This is a genomic window from Kiloniella litopenaei (genome assembly GCF_000982415.1).
In the GTDB taxonomy this organism is placed as follows: Bacteria; Pseudomonadota; Alphaproteobacteria; order Kiloniellales; family Kiloniellaceae; genus Kiloniella; species Kiloniella litopenaei.
Genome location: NZ_LANI01000024.1, coordinates 77,434 through 93,102, shown reverse-complemented (window position 1 = coordinate 93,102; position 15,669 = coordinate 77,434). Strand labels below are relative to the sequence as shown.

10 protein-coding genes are annotated in these 15,669 nt (G+C 44.4%); 4 read left to right on the top strand and 6 right to left on the bottom strand.

Going from position 1 to position 15,669, the window contains the following annotated elements; all coding sequences use genetic code 11:
- Window positions 1-105 precede the first annotated feature (105 nt).
- From WH95_RS16205 to WH95_RS16180, 6 genes are all read right to left on the bottom strand, one after another.
- Entirely contained in the window at window positions 106-897 is a 792-nt protein-coding gene (locus tag WH95_RS16205; protein ID WP_052742086.1) for a DUF1194 domain-containing protein, read from the bottom strand.
- Window positions 898-906: 9 nt separating this feature from the next.
- On the bottom strand, window positions 907-2,685 hold the full coding sequence (recJ, locus tag WH95_RS16200) for a single-stranded-DNA-specific exonuclease RecJ (protein WP_245622988.1): 1,779 nt from the start codon (window positions 2,683-2,685) through the stop codon (window positions 907-909).
- Window positions 2,686-2,831: 146 nt separating this feature from the next.
- On the bottom strand, window positions 2,832-3,800 hold the full coding sequence (glpX, locus tag WH95_RS16195; protein ID WP_046509224.1) for a class II fructose-bisphosphatase: 969 nt from the start codon (window positions 3,798-3,800) through the stop codon (window positions 2,832-2,834).
- Between the two features lie 62 nt (window positions 3,801-3,862).
- Window positions 3,863-5,152 (bottom strand): homoserine dehydrogenase, encoded by a 1,290-nt coding sequence (locus WH95_RS16190; RefSeq protein WP_046509221.1) that lies wholly within the window; start codon window positions 5,150-5,152, stop codon window positions 3,863-3,865.
- Between the two features lie 3 nt (window positions 5,153-5,155).
- Window positions 5,156-6,367, bottom strand: coding sequence for an LL-diaminopimelate aminotransferase (locus tag WH95_RS16185; RefSeq protein ID WP_046509220.1), 1,212 nt, complete (start codon window positions 6,365-6,367; stop codon window positions 5,156-5,158).
- 189 nt (window positions 6,368-6,556) lie between these two features.
- Complete coding sequence (locus WH95_RS16180; RefSeq protein WP_046509217.1) at window positions 6,557-7,597, bottom strand: OmpA family protein; 1,041 nt, start codon at window positions 7,595-7,597, stop codon at window positions 6,557-6,559.
- Between the two features lie 209 nt (window positions 7,598-7,806).
- On the opposite strand from WH95_RS16180, the gene WH95_RS16175 reads away from it, so the two are divergent.
- The 4 genes from WH95_RS16175 (at window position 7,807) to WH95_RS16160 (ending at window position 15,657) form a co-directional block, all read left to right on the top strand.
- On the top strand, window positions 7,807-9,654 hold the full coding sequence (locus WH95_RS16175) for a PHA/PHB synthase family protein (RefSeq protein ID WP_046509216.1): 1,848 nt from the start codon (window positions 7,807-7,809) through the stop codon (window positions 9,652-9,654).
- 108 nt (window positions 9,655-9,762) lie between these two features.
- Window positions 9,763-11,250 carry an efflux transporter outer membrane subunit gene (locus WH95_RS16170; RefSeq protein ID WP_046509213.1) on the top strand — a complete coding sequence of 496 codons (1,488 nt, stop codon included), beginning with the start codon at window positions 9,763-9,765 and terminating at the stop codon, window positions 11,248-11,250.
- Complete coding sequence (locus WH95_RS16165) at window positions 11,250-12,509, top strand: efflux RND transporter periplasmic adaptor subunit (protein WP_046509210.1); 1,260 nt, start codon at window positions 11,250-11,252, stop codon at window positions 12,507-12,509. Before WH95_RS16170 ends, WH95_RS16165 begins: the two co-directional genes overlap by 1 nt.
- Window positions 12,502-15,657, top strand: coding sequence for an efflux RND transporter permease subunit (locus WH95_RS16160; protein WP_046509208.1), 3,156 nt, complete (start codon window positions 12,502-12,504; stop codon window positions 15,655-15,657). The genes WH95_RS16165 and WH95_RS16160 overlap by 8 nt, the downstream gene beginning before the upstream one ends.
- Window positions 15,658-15,669 lie beyond the last annotated feature (12 nt).

Genomic DNA, 15,669 nt, shown 5'->3' with positions numbered 1-15,669 from the left:
TAGACGAAGGGGTCATCTTTCGGTGAGCAAGGATTTACCGATTTCAGAGACCCTTGGCAAGTAGGTATTTTCGATTCTGTAATCTTTTTTTTGATTAAGTGTAGATTATTGGCTCGCCAGCTTGATTTTATTGGGTTTTGCCGCGACCGGCACACCGCCGATCTCTTTGATCAGCTTTTCTTTCATTGCAGCACCAAAATCTTCGTAGGTCGTTGCAGTTTGAACAAAGGCCCCTGTACCGCCAATAACAAACTTTTCGTAGTAACGATCAATAAAGGGGTCTTCATTGTTGATGGTCAAACCATTAATCACAATGCCCTGAGTTGTGGATTGATTGCGAACAAGTTCTGGTGGTGCACCCTGATTGGATCGCCCGTCTCCGGAAATATCGATGACTTTACGTGCACCTATAAAGGGGTTGATCTCCATTTGGCGTGTTGAATAGAGGATTGCGCCGCCGATGGAGGTTCCCCCGCCGAAAATATATCTGGGGGTTTCATCTACAATGTCAGCAAATTGGGCGGCGCTTTCCTGATCACGTATCAGGAACCAATCCACAGCAACTTTTTGAAGCAGGTTGTTTGCCCATTGGATAACAGCAACCGCAACACCACGATCCCCGGCAACAGCAATGGCCTGTACAACAGAAGGATCTCGAAACGCCTGGGCAATGCCCCTCATCTGTAAATCAAATTCCTGTGCGGAAACGCTTGTCGACGCATCAACGGCAAGAACAAGTTCCAGGTCGACCTGAATAGTTTCTTGTCCAAAGGCTCTATTTTCCAGAAAGAAAACGGGTATGAGGAAAAGCATTAAAAAAAAGGCAGAAACTATTCTGCCTAGGGAACGAAAATAATTAATAGAATAGCGTCTGTAAGAAAAAAACGACTGTTTCATTCTGTTATCTTACCCGTTTATTGGTGCCGCGTCTTCTATAATTATTTGTACACCATCTGGCCCGGACCAGGTATCACGTTTTAGTTTGCCGCAGACATGGATGGGCATCCCCCCGGTATTCAAAAGCAGTTGCCCCAATTCGTTATCTAGCGATCGAAAGGCTATACCCTTGATCGTTTTGCCGTCAGAGCCACTTAAAATACATCTGACATGGCTTTCCCCAACAAGACCCGGACGCAAAACACGTACAGAAGGCAAGACGAATCTTGGCTGAGGGTTGCCGACACCAAATGGACCACATGAATCCAGCAAGTCGATAAGATCCGTGCTGGCACCACCAGGTTGAAGGGCGCCGTCTATGCCTATGCTCGGTGTATAGGAAACTTCAGACAACGCTTTGGAGAGACGTTCTGATAAAAACTGGCAGAGCTCTTGGTAGTTTTCCTGATGAACGGTCAAGCCGGCCGCCATGGCATGCCCACCACCATTTTCAAGCAAGCCAGCCTGACGTGCGGCAATGACCGCAGCGCCCAGATCAACCCCCGGAACAGAACGACCAGATCCTTTGCCTATCCCGTTTTCATCAAATGCAATAACAAGAGATGGCATGTTGTAACGATCTTTGAGGCGACTGGCGACAATACCGATAACACCGGGATGCCATCCCTCGCCCGACGCAATGGCGATGCCTTTTAATTCTGTTTCGTTTCCGATTGTTCCCAGAGCCTGATCAAGTACGTCGGTTTCGATGGTTTTACGTTCTGAATTATATTCTTCCAGCTGTAAGGCAATTTTTAATGCTTCGTCTGTATTTTCTGTGGAAAGTAACTTCGCACCGAGCCATGATTGCCCGACGCGTCCCCCTGCATTTACCCGTGGCCCCAAGGTATAGCCCAGGTGCCCACTGTCGGGCTTTTCTGATAGCTTGGCTACATCAGATAATGCAACAATGCCGGGGTTATGTCGCTTGGCCAGAACTTTGACGCCCTGACTAACATAGGCTCTATTCAGGCCAGATAGAGGAACAACATCACAAACTGTGCCCAATGCAACGAGGTCCAGTAGCGACATAAGGTTGGGTTCTCTGATATTTTGTTTGCCGAGCCAATTTGCTTCTCTCAAGCGTCGGTTCAAGGCGACAAGCACGAGGAAAACCACACCCACAGCGGCAAGAGAGCCGTATTCACGTGTTTCGTCCTGCCTGTTCGGGTTCACAACAGCAACAGCAGGTGGTAGCAGCGCCTCCGCCTCGTGATGGTCGATGACGAGAATATCAAGGCCTGCTTGCTGTGCGCCTTCAAGGGCTTCGAAAGCTGATGTTCCGCAATCAACTGTGATAATCAGTGAACATCCCTGCTGTTGTAAATTTAGCAATGCAGGAAGATTAGGGCCGTAACCTTCACTTACTCTGTCTGGAATATGTACAGCTATTTCAACGCCAATTGACTTAAAGTAATGTATGAGAAGTGCAGAGGAAGTTGCTCCGTCAACATCATAATCTCCAAAAACTGCAATCTTTTCTTTCTGTTCCAGCGCTTTGAGAATTCGTGCTGTTGCATCGTCCATTCCCTTAAGAACAGATGGGTCTGGCAGCCAATCTCTTAGGGTCGGTTTCAGGAATGCTTCGGCTGTATCCAGCGTTACACCGCGGGCGGCCAGTAATCTGCCGATAATTTCTGGCAAGCCCAAACGCTGACTGAGAGCAAGGGCCGAGCGGTGATCCTTTAATCGTTCTTCCCAACGTTTGCCTGTAATAGAACTTTCAATGCCCAAAAAAGTATCTCGCAAAGTTTCTTGCTCTTTGCCTTGCATAATCGTGAACCAACCAATTCAAGTGATTAAATGAATAGAGGTAGCCTAGCGGGCTTCCCATAAAAAACAAGAGGCGCCGAATACGGCGCCCCTTATTTATTGTTGATATATTGGGTAAAGTATTAAACACCCAGATTGTCGTACCATGTTTTGCGGTAGAAATTATGTGTCGCATCAACAACGCGAGTTGTTCCGGTTTTTGAACGCATTACAACAGACTGTGTTGTTGCGCCGCCTTGGTAACGACGTACACCGCGAAGAAGGCTGCCGTCTGTTACGCCTGTTGCAACAAACATAACATCGCCTTTGGCAAGTTCGTTGATCTCGTATTTACGATCGAGATCTTCAATGCCCCAGCGACGCGCGCGGGCTACTTCATCGTCATTTCTAAAGAGCAAACGTCCCTGAAACTGACCACCAGTACAACGAAGAGCTGCCGCAGCAAGAACACCCTCTGGTGCACCACCTGCACCCATGAATAGATCAATACCGCTATCAAAACGGCTGGTTGCCAAGGCACCCGCGACATCACCGTCGCCAATTAGGACAATACGAGCACCGCATTCGCGAACCTGTGCGATTTTTTCTTCGTGACGCGGGCGGTCCATAATGCAGACAACCAGATCACTGATGTCTGTTTTTTTGGCTTTAGCCAAGTTGGCTAGATTGTTAGCGACAGTCTCATCTAGGTCAACAACACCTTCGGGAAGACCAGCACCTACAGCGATTTTATCCATATAGGTGTCCGGTGCGTTCAGAAAGTTACCTGCTTCAGCCATGGCAATAACGCACATTGCGTTCGGACCGCCTTTGGCTGTGAGTGTTGTGCCTTCTAATGGGTCCAGCGCGATATCTATGCCCGGGCCGCCTTTTCCGACTTTCTCTCCGATATAAAGCATTGGCGCTTCGTCACGCTCGCCTTCGCCGATAACGACTGTTCCATCAATTGCCAAGCCATTCAGGGCATCGCGCATAGCATTTACAGCAGCTTGGTCCGCTGCTTTTTCGTCACCGCGTCCCATAAGACGGGAAGAAGCCAATGCGGCAGCTTCTGTGACACGTACGGTCTCTAGGGCCAGGTTGCGTTCCATATCTTTGTCCTCTGACTTTGATATCGTTCAATAGTGAACGGTTATTGCTTTCAGATCGCTCTTTAAAGAGAGACGATCCGGATCATATTTGGTTTTTCAAGTACGCAATCGAGTTGCGAAATCTTTTCGAGTGATCTGTTCATGGCGGTTTCTACTGTTGCCTGTGTTGTTATCACAAGCGGAACAGATTTACCCGGGTTGGATTCATGTTGTATGAGGGATTTAACAGAAATATCTTCGTCTTTGAGAATGTTGGATATATCCGCAATCACGCCGGGACGATCTTCGACCTGTAAACGCAGGTAATAGGAACCTTCGCGTTTTTCTACAGGTTGGGCGATTGGTTTCGCCAGTGCGTTAGCCGGAACACCGAACGTTGGCAAGATTGTGCCACGTGCAATGTCAACGAGATCAGCAACGACGGCAGAAGCTGTGGGGCCACCACCAGCGCCTGCGCCTTCGAACATTGTGGTGCCAACATGATTGCCATTACAGACGACAGCGTTCAAAACGCCCTCGACAGAGGCAATCGGTTGATCTTTGGCAACCATGCAGGGGTGAACGCGTTGGTCGATACCATGTTCTGTTTTACGTGCAATACCAAGTAACTTGATGCGGTATCCCAGTTCTTCAGCATTTACGATATCAAGTGCAGAGATATTTCTGATGCCCTCGATATAAACAGCGTCAAAATCAACTTCGGTTCCAAAGGATACGGAACTTAACAGTGATAGTTTATGTGCAGCATCAACACCATCTACGTCAAAACTGGGATCAGCTTCTGCGTAACCAAGTTCCTGAGCTTCGGTGAGAACTTCGTCGAAGTCGCGACCTGTTTCACGCATGTTGGTCAGAATAAAGTTACAGGTTCCATTAAGGATGCCATACACAAGATCAAATGAGTTAGCTGCAAGCCCTTCCCTTAGACCTTTGATAACAGGAATTCCACCAGCAACCGCGGCTTCATAAGCCAGAGCAACACCGGCTTCTTCGGCCAACTTGGCGAGCTCAGTACCATGGTGCGCTAACAGAGCTTTGTTAGCGGTAATAACGTGACGTCCCTTGGCGATTGATACTTCGACAACTTCTTTCGCAATTCCCTCGGAACCGCCAATTAGCTCCATCACAACATCAGCATCACAGTTTTCAGCCATGTCCACTGCGTCGTCATAGTAGGTCATGCTGCTCATATCAAAATCGCGATTCTTACGACTGCGTGCTGAGACAGCAACGATAGAAATTTCACGACCCGTGCGTTGGGCTAGAACGTTCAAATTATCCTGAATAAGTTTGACGGTTCCGGTACCAACGGTACCTAATCCGGCGATCGCAATCTTAAGGGGTTCACTCACGATTTATTTCCGCTTGCTAATTTGTTCAAGAATATTGTCTTTTTTCTGCATCATGGCCTTTATATTTTTTACAGCCTGACGCGTACGTTGTTCGTTTTCTACGAGTCCCAACCTGACATAACCTTCGCCATACTCGCCAAAACCGACACCGGGGGCAACCGCTACATTAGCATGTTCCAATAATAACTTGGAAAATTCCAACGATCCCAGGTGGGAAAATTCTTTTGGCAAGGGGGCCCAGGCAAACATTGTCGCGGGCGGACTTGGTATATCCCATCCTGCGGCACTGAGACCTTTTATCAAGACATCCCGGCGTCCGCGATAACGATCCCGCATTTCACCAATGCAGTCCTGTGGACCATTGAGTGCGGATACGGCAGCGACCTGGACAGGTGTAAAGGCCCCATAATCAACATAGGATTTTACCCGTGTAAGGGCAGCGACCAGTTTTTTATTTCCGGAACAGAATCCAACGCGCCATCCAGCCATTGAGTAGGTTTTACTCATGGATAGAAATTCTACGGCAATATCTTTTGCCCCGGGAACCTGAAGGATTGATGGTGGTGGTGTATCGTTGAAATAAACCTCGGCATAGGCCAGATCTGAAATAATATAGATCTCGTGCTTACGGCAGAAGTCAACGATCTCTGCGTAAAAATCGAGATCCTTTACTTCGGCTGTGGGGTTTGACGGATAGTTCAGTATAATGGCCAAGGGTTTGGGGACAGAATGACGAACAGCAATTTCCAGCTGTTCCATAATATTTCCACCCTGTGTCATCGGCATCGATCTGATCGCAGCACCGGCAATGATAAAGCCAAAAGCATGAATTGGGTAGCTTGGATTGGGAGCCAGGATGATGTCGCCCGGACTGGTAATAGCTTGCGCCAGATTGGCAAGCCCTTCCTTTGACCCCAAGGTAACAATGGTTTCTGTTTCAGGGTCTATATCAACACCAAAACGTCGATCATAGTAGGCCGATATTGCTTTTCTTAAACCGGGAATACCACGGGATGTAGAATAGCCGTGGACTCTGGGGTTTTGGACAACATCTGTTAGTTTATCAATAACATGTTGTGGTGGGGGCTGATCAGGATTTCCCATGCCAAAATCGATAATATCTTTTTTCGCCGCTCGCGCTGCTGCTTTCAATGCATTGACTTCAGCAAATACATAAGGCGGCAAACGTTTTATACGGTGAAATTCCTGGTCCATTATCAACTCGAAATTGTTGGGTTATCTTTATTTAGTCAGGGAAGAAGAATATTCTGTCTTGTTCTGACCAAGGTGATTAGCCCCTATAAAAAAGGCCACGAAGCAGATAGCAGAATACTCGCTCCGTGACCAATGTTTTATGCGTTTTTATCCCGAGAAATATGTTAAAAATTTCTCGGGATAGATTGTTTAGTTTACATAGATTTCTACACGTCTGTTTCCTGCTTCGCCCGTTGGCATGAATTCGTGGAAAACAGGATTACTGTCTGAACGTGCATCCGTGATAATTTGACGGGCTGGAACACCAGAGTTTTGCAGAGCTCGGGTAACAGCTTCGGCCCGTCGTCCAGAAATCTCATAGTTAACCTGTTGATGGCGCAATGCGTCTGTCAGCTGAGTTCTGGAGCTTGAATGTCCAAGCACAGTAATTGCACCGCCACGTTGGCCATAAAGTGCGGCGACATCGCGAATAACCTGAATATCTTGATTATTCAGGTTTGACGAGCCGTGCGAGAAATAAATGACAGCGACAAGCTGACCGCCAGGCTGCGCAGCGTAGGGTGATCCGTATGCAGCTTGGTTCGTATATCCTTGATTATACCCCTGTGGGGCATAGGGCGAACCCCAGCTGGGTGTGTTGTATTGTGGCCCTGTGTATTGGGTTTGGGCGTAAGCTGGTGCACCGTTTGGAAATGCCGGTGGCAATGCTGCGCCTTGTGATGAAATCACGGTTGTTTGTGATGACGCACCCGGTACAGCCTGGGGTGATGCAGGGACCGTATTTGGTACGACGGGTGCAGCTGGTACTGCCTGTGGTGCTGTCTGTGCTACAGAAGGTGCCTGTGGTACAGATGGTGGTGGAGCTGCGGGAACAAGCGTTGATCTGGCCGTTAATGGCTGATCACTGTATTCTGCGTTGTTACGATCAGCGACCAAGCCTTCGGTTACCTGTGATCTGTAATCGTTTGATGTTGTTTGCGGAGATTCGCCAGGCACACTTGAAAGATTCGGAAATCCTTCGGCAGGGACGACATTTTCTGCATTGGTCACCTGTGTCGGTTGCTCTGGTTCGTCACTTTCAAACCACGCTACCGGGTTCGCCCAATCGGGTGTAGAAGAACAGGCTGCAAGTACTAATGGAAGCACAAGTGCTCCTACGATGCGACCCTTACCCCCAAAGCGGTATACACTACGTTTTCTCAACTCTGGCATATATTTGTCCTTGGCCATAACTTAGAGACCGTTCCCCCATGCAAACGTCAAATAAATCGAAACACATACATCAAAATTACAACTGACTAGATGCATGCCGTAACGAAATTGACCTCACTTGTTGTTCTTTGCGCTTCCAGCTGTAACAATGGGTGTATAACATTGAAAGAGCTACAAGGCGATATACTATTCTATAAAAAGACTAAAGAGATCATAGGGAAAGCTGGATGGTCGATCAACACCCCGAGGGAATAAAGCTACCTGATCCCGCAGAAATTTCTGAAACAATGACAGCAATTTCTGAAAAATCTCAGGCAATGATTGAACGTTTTTTGATGAAACAAAGCGGGCAAATGCTAGATAACGAGCCTGATCCAATGCGGATTGGCAAGGCTTTCTGGCAATTGTCTCAACAATTTTGGTCCGATCCTGAAAAAGCAATCAAGCTGCAAACAGATTTATGGCAGGGATATAATTCTCTTTGGTTGGAAGCCTCGCATAATTTCTTTAACCCGGAACATCAAGCGGGGGAAAATAAATCAGGCACGACGAAAGAATCGTCTGAACAATCTTCTCAAAGTAAGAAAAAGAAAAAGAGTGATCGACGTTTTCAGGATGAAGCCTGGGACGAAAACCCGTTTTTTAATTTCCTTAAACAGTCTTATCTTTTAACGGCGAATACGATTCATAGCTCTGTAAAAGAAATTGATGGACTTAGCGAGACCGATGCGCGCAAGGTTGATTTCTATACCAAACAGTTTCTTGATGCTGTTTCACCGAGTAATTTTCTGATAACAAACCCCCAGATTTTGCGGGCAACGGCAGAATCTGGTGGTAAGAATTTGTTGCAAGGGTTGGAAAATCTGATTTCTGATCTGGAAAAAGGTCGTATTAAAATGACCGATGAAGATGCTTTTGCACTGGGCGAAAACATCGCAACGTCACAAGGTAGCGTTATCTATGAAAATGAGCTTATGCAGCTTATTCAATACGCACCAACGACAGAGAAAGTTTATTCTCGTCCGCTTATGATCATCCCCCCCTGGATCAATAAATTCTATATCCTTGATCTTAAAGCAAAAAATTCTTTTGTGAAGTGGGCTGTGGAACAGGGTTTCACTGTTTTCATGATTTCCTGGGTAAATCCGGATGAGAGTTTGGCCCACTATTCCTTTGAAGACTATATGCTACGTGGCCCCCTCGCCGCTCTTGATGCCATAGAAAAAGCAACAGGATCGAAAGAGGTTAACGCAATTGGCTATTGTCTCGGTGGAACTCTACTGGCTTCTACATTGGCCTATATGGCAGAGAAGAAAGACAAGCGTATTAAAAGCGGTACCTTCTTTGTGACGATGACTGACTTTGCCGAAGCAGGTGAACTCAGAGTTTTTATTGACGAAGAACAGATGGAAGTTCTTGAAAAGAAGATGTCTGATCGAGGGTATCTCGACGGAGCAGAAATGGGGACTACCTTTAACATGCTGCGGGCAAATGATCTCATCTGGTCTTTTGTTGTGAACAATTATCTGCTTGGCAAAACCCCCTTTCCTTTTGACTTGCTTTACTGGAATTCTGATACAACGCGAATGCCTGCAAAGATGCATTCTTTTTATCTTCGCAACATGTATCTGGATAACAAGCTCGTTGAACCAGGTGGTATTACACTGGACGGGGTACCAATAGATTTGGGTAAGATAGATGTTCCAAGCTTTATGATCTCTGCAAAAGAAGATCACATTGCCCCATGGAAATCTACCTATGCCAATACACGGCATTTTTCTGGTGATAAAGAGTTTGTTCTGGCAGCATCCGGTCATATAGCCGGGATTATCAATCCACCAGCTGCAGAGAAGTATTCTCACTGGATTAATTCGGAAACACCAAGTGATCCTGATGAGTGGTTTGAAGCTGCAAAAGAACATCCGGGATCATGGTGGCCACATTGGGCAAAATGGGCGCAGAAGAAAAGCGGAAAGCTTGTTCCGGCCAGAATACCTGGAATGGGAACGTCTAAGGGAAAATCATCTTTAAAGGTAATCGAACCTGCCCCGGGGCGATATGTGAAGTCTAGATAAGACAGATATTTATTCTGTTTTTATCGTACATTTTTTAAACAAAACGCTGATTTTATTACCTGTTTACATCGTCAGCGTTTTGTCAGGCTCAAGTTTTATCTTGAGCCTATGTATTGGATTAAACTCTCTAAAATCTATTTTCACGGTTTTGTTGCGGCAATGGGTGTCATTGCCGTGCAAGGCTGTGTCTTATCAACAGACTTACCTGACTATAAAGCAACTCTACCCAAGATGGCTGATTCATGGTCATCTCAACTGGAATATGAGGTTGAGAGAAGCTCTATCGTTTCTGTTTCCCAAACATGGTTTACGCCAGATTTTCATCAGAGAATCAGTGGATTTATTGTTGAGGGAATAAAAAATAATCCAGAGCTAAAATCAGCAAGAGCGCGTTTAGAACAACAGATTGCTCAGTACGAAGTTTCTGAATCTGCTTTCTTTCCAAAGATAGATTTATCAGGTGATGGCAGCCGGACAAAAAGCTCATCAAAAGGTCCAGATGGTGAACGAATTAAAAGCTATGAGAATTCTTTCAAGGCTGAAGCAAGGATTTCATGGGAAATAGATGTTTGGGGGCGTTTAGAATCTGAATCACAGGCATCATACAGTTCATTGTTACAAAGACAACGCGATGTTGAATTTGCCCAATTGTCAGTTGCGACACGCATTGTGTTGCAATGGATTGAACTTATAGCCCTGGAAAAGCAGTTGGATATCGCGCGTCAGGAAAAGAGTAATTTAACCGAAATTGTCGAGAGGACGCAGGATAGGTATCAACAAGGAGTTGGGTCTATCCTTGATCTGCGTCTCGTGGAAACTGATCTTGCAAATGCCGATTCAACATTAACATCAAAAGTTAATGAACACTCTCAAGCTGTTAGAAAATTGGAATTAATTCTTGGTAGATATCCGTCTGGAAAAATTCAAAGCGCTAAAGAATTTCCAAAAATTGTAACGGATTTCTCGGCTGGTATTCCTTCTGATTTATTAGTTAATCGCCCCGATCTGTTGATTGCTGAGCAAAAGGTCATAGCGGCGCATCATAATCTGAATGCGGCAAAAGCCAATCGATTACCCAGGTTATCTCTGACGCAGAGTACAAGTTATCAGAATCGAAAACTAAGTGACCTTTTTGATCCCTATAGTCTTGTTACATCTATCGCGGGCAATATTATTCAGCCACTTTATGACGGAGGTCAGCGCCGTGCTGTTGTTGCGCAGAATAAGGCGATTGAAGATGAAACCATTGCCGAGTATGTGAATACGGCCTTGAAGGCGTTTGATGAGGTTGAGAATTATCTTGGAAATGAAATTCACCTCAAAAAACAAGAAGAAGAGTTAAGCCGTGCAGCATTGATGGCTGAACAAGGTCAAAACCTTTCAAGGCAAAAGTATTATAGTGGTTTGATTCCTATTTTGGATTTGTTGCAAGCTCAGCAAAGGTTTTTTGTGAGCAAATCTCGACTGATTAACATTCAAAAACAAAGACTTTTATCCCGGGTGAATCTTTACCTGGCCCTTGGTGGGCATAACACGCCGTTGCAAAAAATCATGCAAACTGATCCAGAATTTTCAGAAGATAACAGGAATTTGTGATGTCCTTTGATTTATCACTAAAGAAGACAACGATTTTATTGTTAAAACTGATTTTTCCAATTTTGATTTTAGCAGTATCAGTATTTATGACCATGGTTTTGATTGAGAATGAGAGGCCAGTCATTGCCGAGATAAAGAAACAGCCGGAATTACCAAAGTTATCGACCATCGATATTGTTGAAAAACAACAACACTTTACCATTAAAACCCAAGGTGTTGTGCAGCCTAAGTTTGAAACAACTTTAACGGCGGAAGTTTCCGGACTTGTTACAAAAACAGCAAATGATCTTAAGGTGGGTGACCGTTTCGCAAAGGGGGATTTTCTCTTTCAAATTGACGCCCGTGATTACGAACTTTCGCTCGCAACAGCCAAGGCCAATGTCGCGAGTGCAAAACAGAAGCTGATCAAAGAACAGGCTGAAGCAAAGCTGGCAAAGTTAGAGTGGGAAAAATATGGTAAGGGAACGCCCTCACCCCTGACGTTACGAATACCACAGTTGAATGAGGCAAAGGCAAATCTGGAGGCGGCGAAGTCCGAGCAGCAGAAAGCATTACTTGCTCTTTCCAGAACGACAATTGTTGCACCCTATGACGGAGCAATAAGAGAAAAGCTGGCTGCTGTGGGGCAATATGTTTCTGCTGGTACCAACGTTGCGAAGTTCTTTTCTGACCGACTGTTGGAAGTCAGATTGCCTGTAACACGCCGTCAATTGGATAGTCTTTCATTCACCGAGCAAAACATCCAATCAAAAACTATAGGAATACGAGATCCACAGAGAAAAGGTAATCAGCATTGGACCGGTCTGGTTATTGGAATGGAAAAAGAAATCCAAAAACAAACCAATCAATACATGTTAATTGCCAATGTTATATCCGAAAAAAAGCCTGCTTTGGACCCGTTGTTATCCGGGACCTTTGTTTTTGCCGAAATAAAGTCCGAAGTTATATCAAATATGTATCGCATACCAGCAAGTGCCCTGTATATGAGGGATAGCATTCTTGTGGTTGATCATGATGATTTTGTGCGCCAGTTTAAAATTGATATTCATCACAAAGATACGGGACAGATCTATTTTACGGCAGATATAAACTTACCAACAAAAATTTTAACTCAACCACCTGAAATTTTTGTCGAAGGCATGAAGATCAGAACGAATTCCAATGGTGCCGTGAGTAAATTAGATTCGATCAAAAGCCTGGCAATCAACACCTCCAATCTTGACGACAAGAATAATCAGGCGGTCTTGATCAATGAATAAAATACTCCATTGGTTTGTCAAAAACCCGGTAACCAGTAACCTGTTAATGGCAGTTATATTACTGGGGGGTGTCGTTGCGAGTTTTGACCTTAAAACACAAATATTTCCCCCTGCGAAGTTAAATGCTGTGGATGTAACAATTGAATACGACGGAGCAACGCCCGAAATTATTGCCCGCAATATTTCTATACCTGTGGAAAATGCGCTCAAAAACATTGAGGGTATAAAAAACATCTATTCTTTTGCTGTTGAAGAGAGCGGGACAACAACGGTCTTTTTTTACTCTGATGTAGATATAGATAAAAAAGTATCTGAAATTAAAAGGAAAATTGATGCTCTAGGATCTTTGCCAAAAGGCATTGAACGCCCCCAAATAGCAGAAACAAAAGACAGAGACCGCATCCTGGACATCGCAATCCACGGAAATGTTGACTTGGAAGCACTGACCCGTATCGGTGAAGAGGTTAAAAACAGACTTATAAGCGAAACCAGTGCGAGTGATGTAAAACTCTTTTCTGCGCCTAAGCGTGAAATATCAATTGAAGTATCTGCTGATGATTTACGGCGAACCGGTCTCACACTTAAAGATATATCCAATGCGATCTCGGTTGCCTCGGTAAATGTACCTGCAGGTTCGATTGGACATGGTAGTAATCAAATATCTATTCGAGGAAACGAAAGAGCTTATCGTCCGGATGATTTTGAATACATTTCAGTTGTAAGCAAAAAAACAGGTGAAAAGATCCTTTTGGGTGAAATAGCTGAGATCAAATTTGACCGCAAAGATGTGAATTTTATCAGCCGTTTTAACGGCGAGAACGCATCGGGGTTAGAGGTTTTTATTTCAGAAGGGCAGGATCTTCTTGGTGTAAGGGAAGAAATCGGACATAAAATTGAGGAGATAAAAAACAGATTACCGCAAAATGTTGGTATCACCATTTGGCTGGATGATAGCAAGGATATTGCTCAACGTCTGACCATGCTGCTTGATAACGCTTTGGCTGGTTTATGCTTGGTATTTTTCGTTTTAATCCTTTTTCTTAATCTTAAACTTGCATTTTGGGTCTGTACCGGGATTGTTATTTCCTTTACTGGCGGTATCTGGCTTCTCCCCGCATTTGATATTTCCCTCAACCATCTTTCTACCTTTGCTTTTTTATTGATATTGGGAGTTGTTGTTGATGACGCTATTGTCGTTGGCGAAAGTGTTTACAACAGGCAGCAGAAAAATGGTCCCGGTGCAAAATCAGCATTTTTAGGCGTAAAGGATGTATGGAAACCTGTTTTCCTTGGCGTATTAACAACAATTGCTGCCGCTGTTCCCGGTTTAATGTTCAAGAGTATTATAGGCAGTTTTCTTTATGATATCTCGTTTATTATTGTTGCTGTTCTTTGTTTTTCACTGATAGAATCACTCCTGATTTTACCATGCCATCTGGTTACACATAAGCCAGGAAGAGACAGTCGATTAAGTTACATCATCAAAATGCCACGCCGACAATTTCAAAAAGGACTGCGTGTGGTTATTTTGATGATTTATCGTCCTTTACTTAAAAAAGCTGTTGTTTGGCGTTACTTCTCTCTGTCAGTTTTTCTATCGATTGCCGTTCTATCTGCTGGTTTGGTCATATCGGGAAAAGTTCCTATGCAACTTTTCCCCAACATGGTCGAGGGACAAATTATCACATCCATTTCGATGAACCGTGGGACGACGGCTGAGGAAATGCACAGTACAATGTTGCGATTAGAGCAGTCTTTTGAATCCGTTCTTCCCGCTATAATATCTGATTATGACAGAGTGCAAGATGGTAATGCATCATTATCATCGCTTATAAAAAACAGAGCATCATTTATTGTCGATAATGACATTTACATGTTGGTAGAGCTTGATTCCGATGCGTTGAAAACCATTCCTGTCGAAGAAATTGAATCCAGATGGCAAAAAGAGCTAGGTGTCGTTACCAATGCAAAAAAAGTTAGTTTCGCTTCCAGTGAAGATGGTGATGCCAATAGCATTTCATTAAAAGTTTTTGGCGCAAGTTCTGAACAAATAACATTGCACGTCAAGGCGTTGAAACAAAAGCTGATCAGTACTAACGGGATATTTAATTTCACGGTTACTCAAGGAACAGAACAAAAAGAGTTCCTTATTGATCTGTTACCCGAAGGCATACGTTTGGGTGCAAATGTAAGCAGTATCAGTAATCAGTTGTCTGAAGCTTTTTATGGAACACGTGTGGATCGATTACCCGGGGTGATGGAAACCATGGATGTTAATTTACGCCTTCCCGATAGTGAGAGACTTTATGTCGAAAGTGTTGAGGACTTTCCTGTGAAAATTCTGGATCAGGAAAATCTGGTTCCATTATCAAGTGTTGCAACACTCAGAGATGCGCAAACACCGGGCTATATTGAGCGGATAAATGGCCGGCAAGTAGCAACAGTCAATGTTAATTTTGATGAAGATCAGTGGACACGTTTCGAACTCTTGGGGGTGATTAATGATCTTTATCTTCCAGGCATACGTAGTGAATTCCCAAATTTTAGTTACAAGCTGGATGGAGATGCAGAGGAAGAAGATGAGTTCCTTTCAGAGTCATTCCGACTGTACGTTATTTTCTTTTTTGTCATCTATGCCATCCTGGCTATTGGGAGTAATTCCTACCTGTTGCCCTTTGTTATTTTAACTGCCGTCCCATTTGGTTTGGTTGGTGCTATTTTGGGTCATAGCCTCTTTGGTCTTGAAGTAAATGCCTTTTCAATAATGGGCGTTCTAGCCGCAGCAGGTGTCGTGATTAACGACAACCTTGTGCTCATTGATCAGATTAATAAGCTGAAACAAAAGGGTTTGCAGAGTTCTGTGGCTATTTTACATGGGAGTATTTCGAGATTTAGACCAATCGTTTTGACGTCACTGACAACTTTCTTAGGGTTGTTACCCATTTTGTTTGAAACCAGTTACCAGGCCCAGTTTGTTATTCCTATGGCCATATCTCTGGCATTCGGCGTTGTATTGGCAACATTTGTTACCTTGTTGTTAATCCCTTCTCTTTATGAAATAGGTCTTGATATTTCTCGGTTTATCTCATTCTTCAGAAATGGTGTGGAACCTGATAAATCAAGATCAACTATCCAAACTCGGATGTGATAAACGCAGCGT

What these genes read in the sequence shown, in the direction of transcription:
- WH95_RS16205 (WP_052742086.1), bottom strand. Translation starts at nt 897, where the DNA reads ATGAAACAGTCGTTTTTTTCTTACAGACGCTATTCTATTAATTATTTT.
- glpX (WP_046509224.1), bottom strand. Translation starts at nt 3,800, where the DNA reads ATGGAACGCAACCTGGCCCTAGAGACCGTACGTGTCACAGAAGCTGCC.
- WH95_RS16185 (WP_046509220.1), bottom strand. Translation starts at nt 6,367, where the DNA reads ATGGACCAGGAATTTCACCGTATAAAACGTTTGCCGCCTTATGTATTT.
- WH95_RS16180 (WP_046509217.1), bottom strand. Translation starts at nt 7,597, where the DNA reads ATGGCCAAGGACAAATATATGCCAGAGTTGAGAAAACGTAGTGTATAC.
- WH95_RS16175 (WP_046509216.1), top strand. Translation starts at nt 7,807, where the DNA reads ATGGTCGATCAACACCCCGAGGGAATAAAGCTACCTGATCCCGCAGAA.
- WH95_RS16170 (WP_046509213.1), top strand. Translation starts at nt 9,763, where the DNA reads ATGTATTGGATTAAACTCTCTAAAATCTATTTTCACGGTTTTGTTGCG.
- WH95_RS16165 (WP_046509210.1), top strand. Translation starts at nt 11,250, where the DNA reads ATGTCCTTTGATTTATCACTAAAGAAGACAACGATTTTATTGTTAAAA.
- WH95_RS16160 (WP_046509208.1), top strand. Translation starts at nt 12,502, where the DNA reads ATGAATAAAATACTCCATTGGTTTGTCAAAAACCCGGTAACCAGTAAC.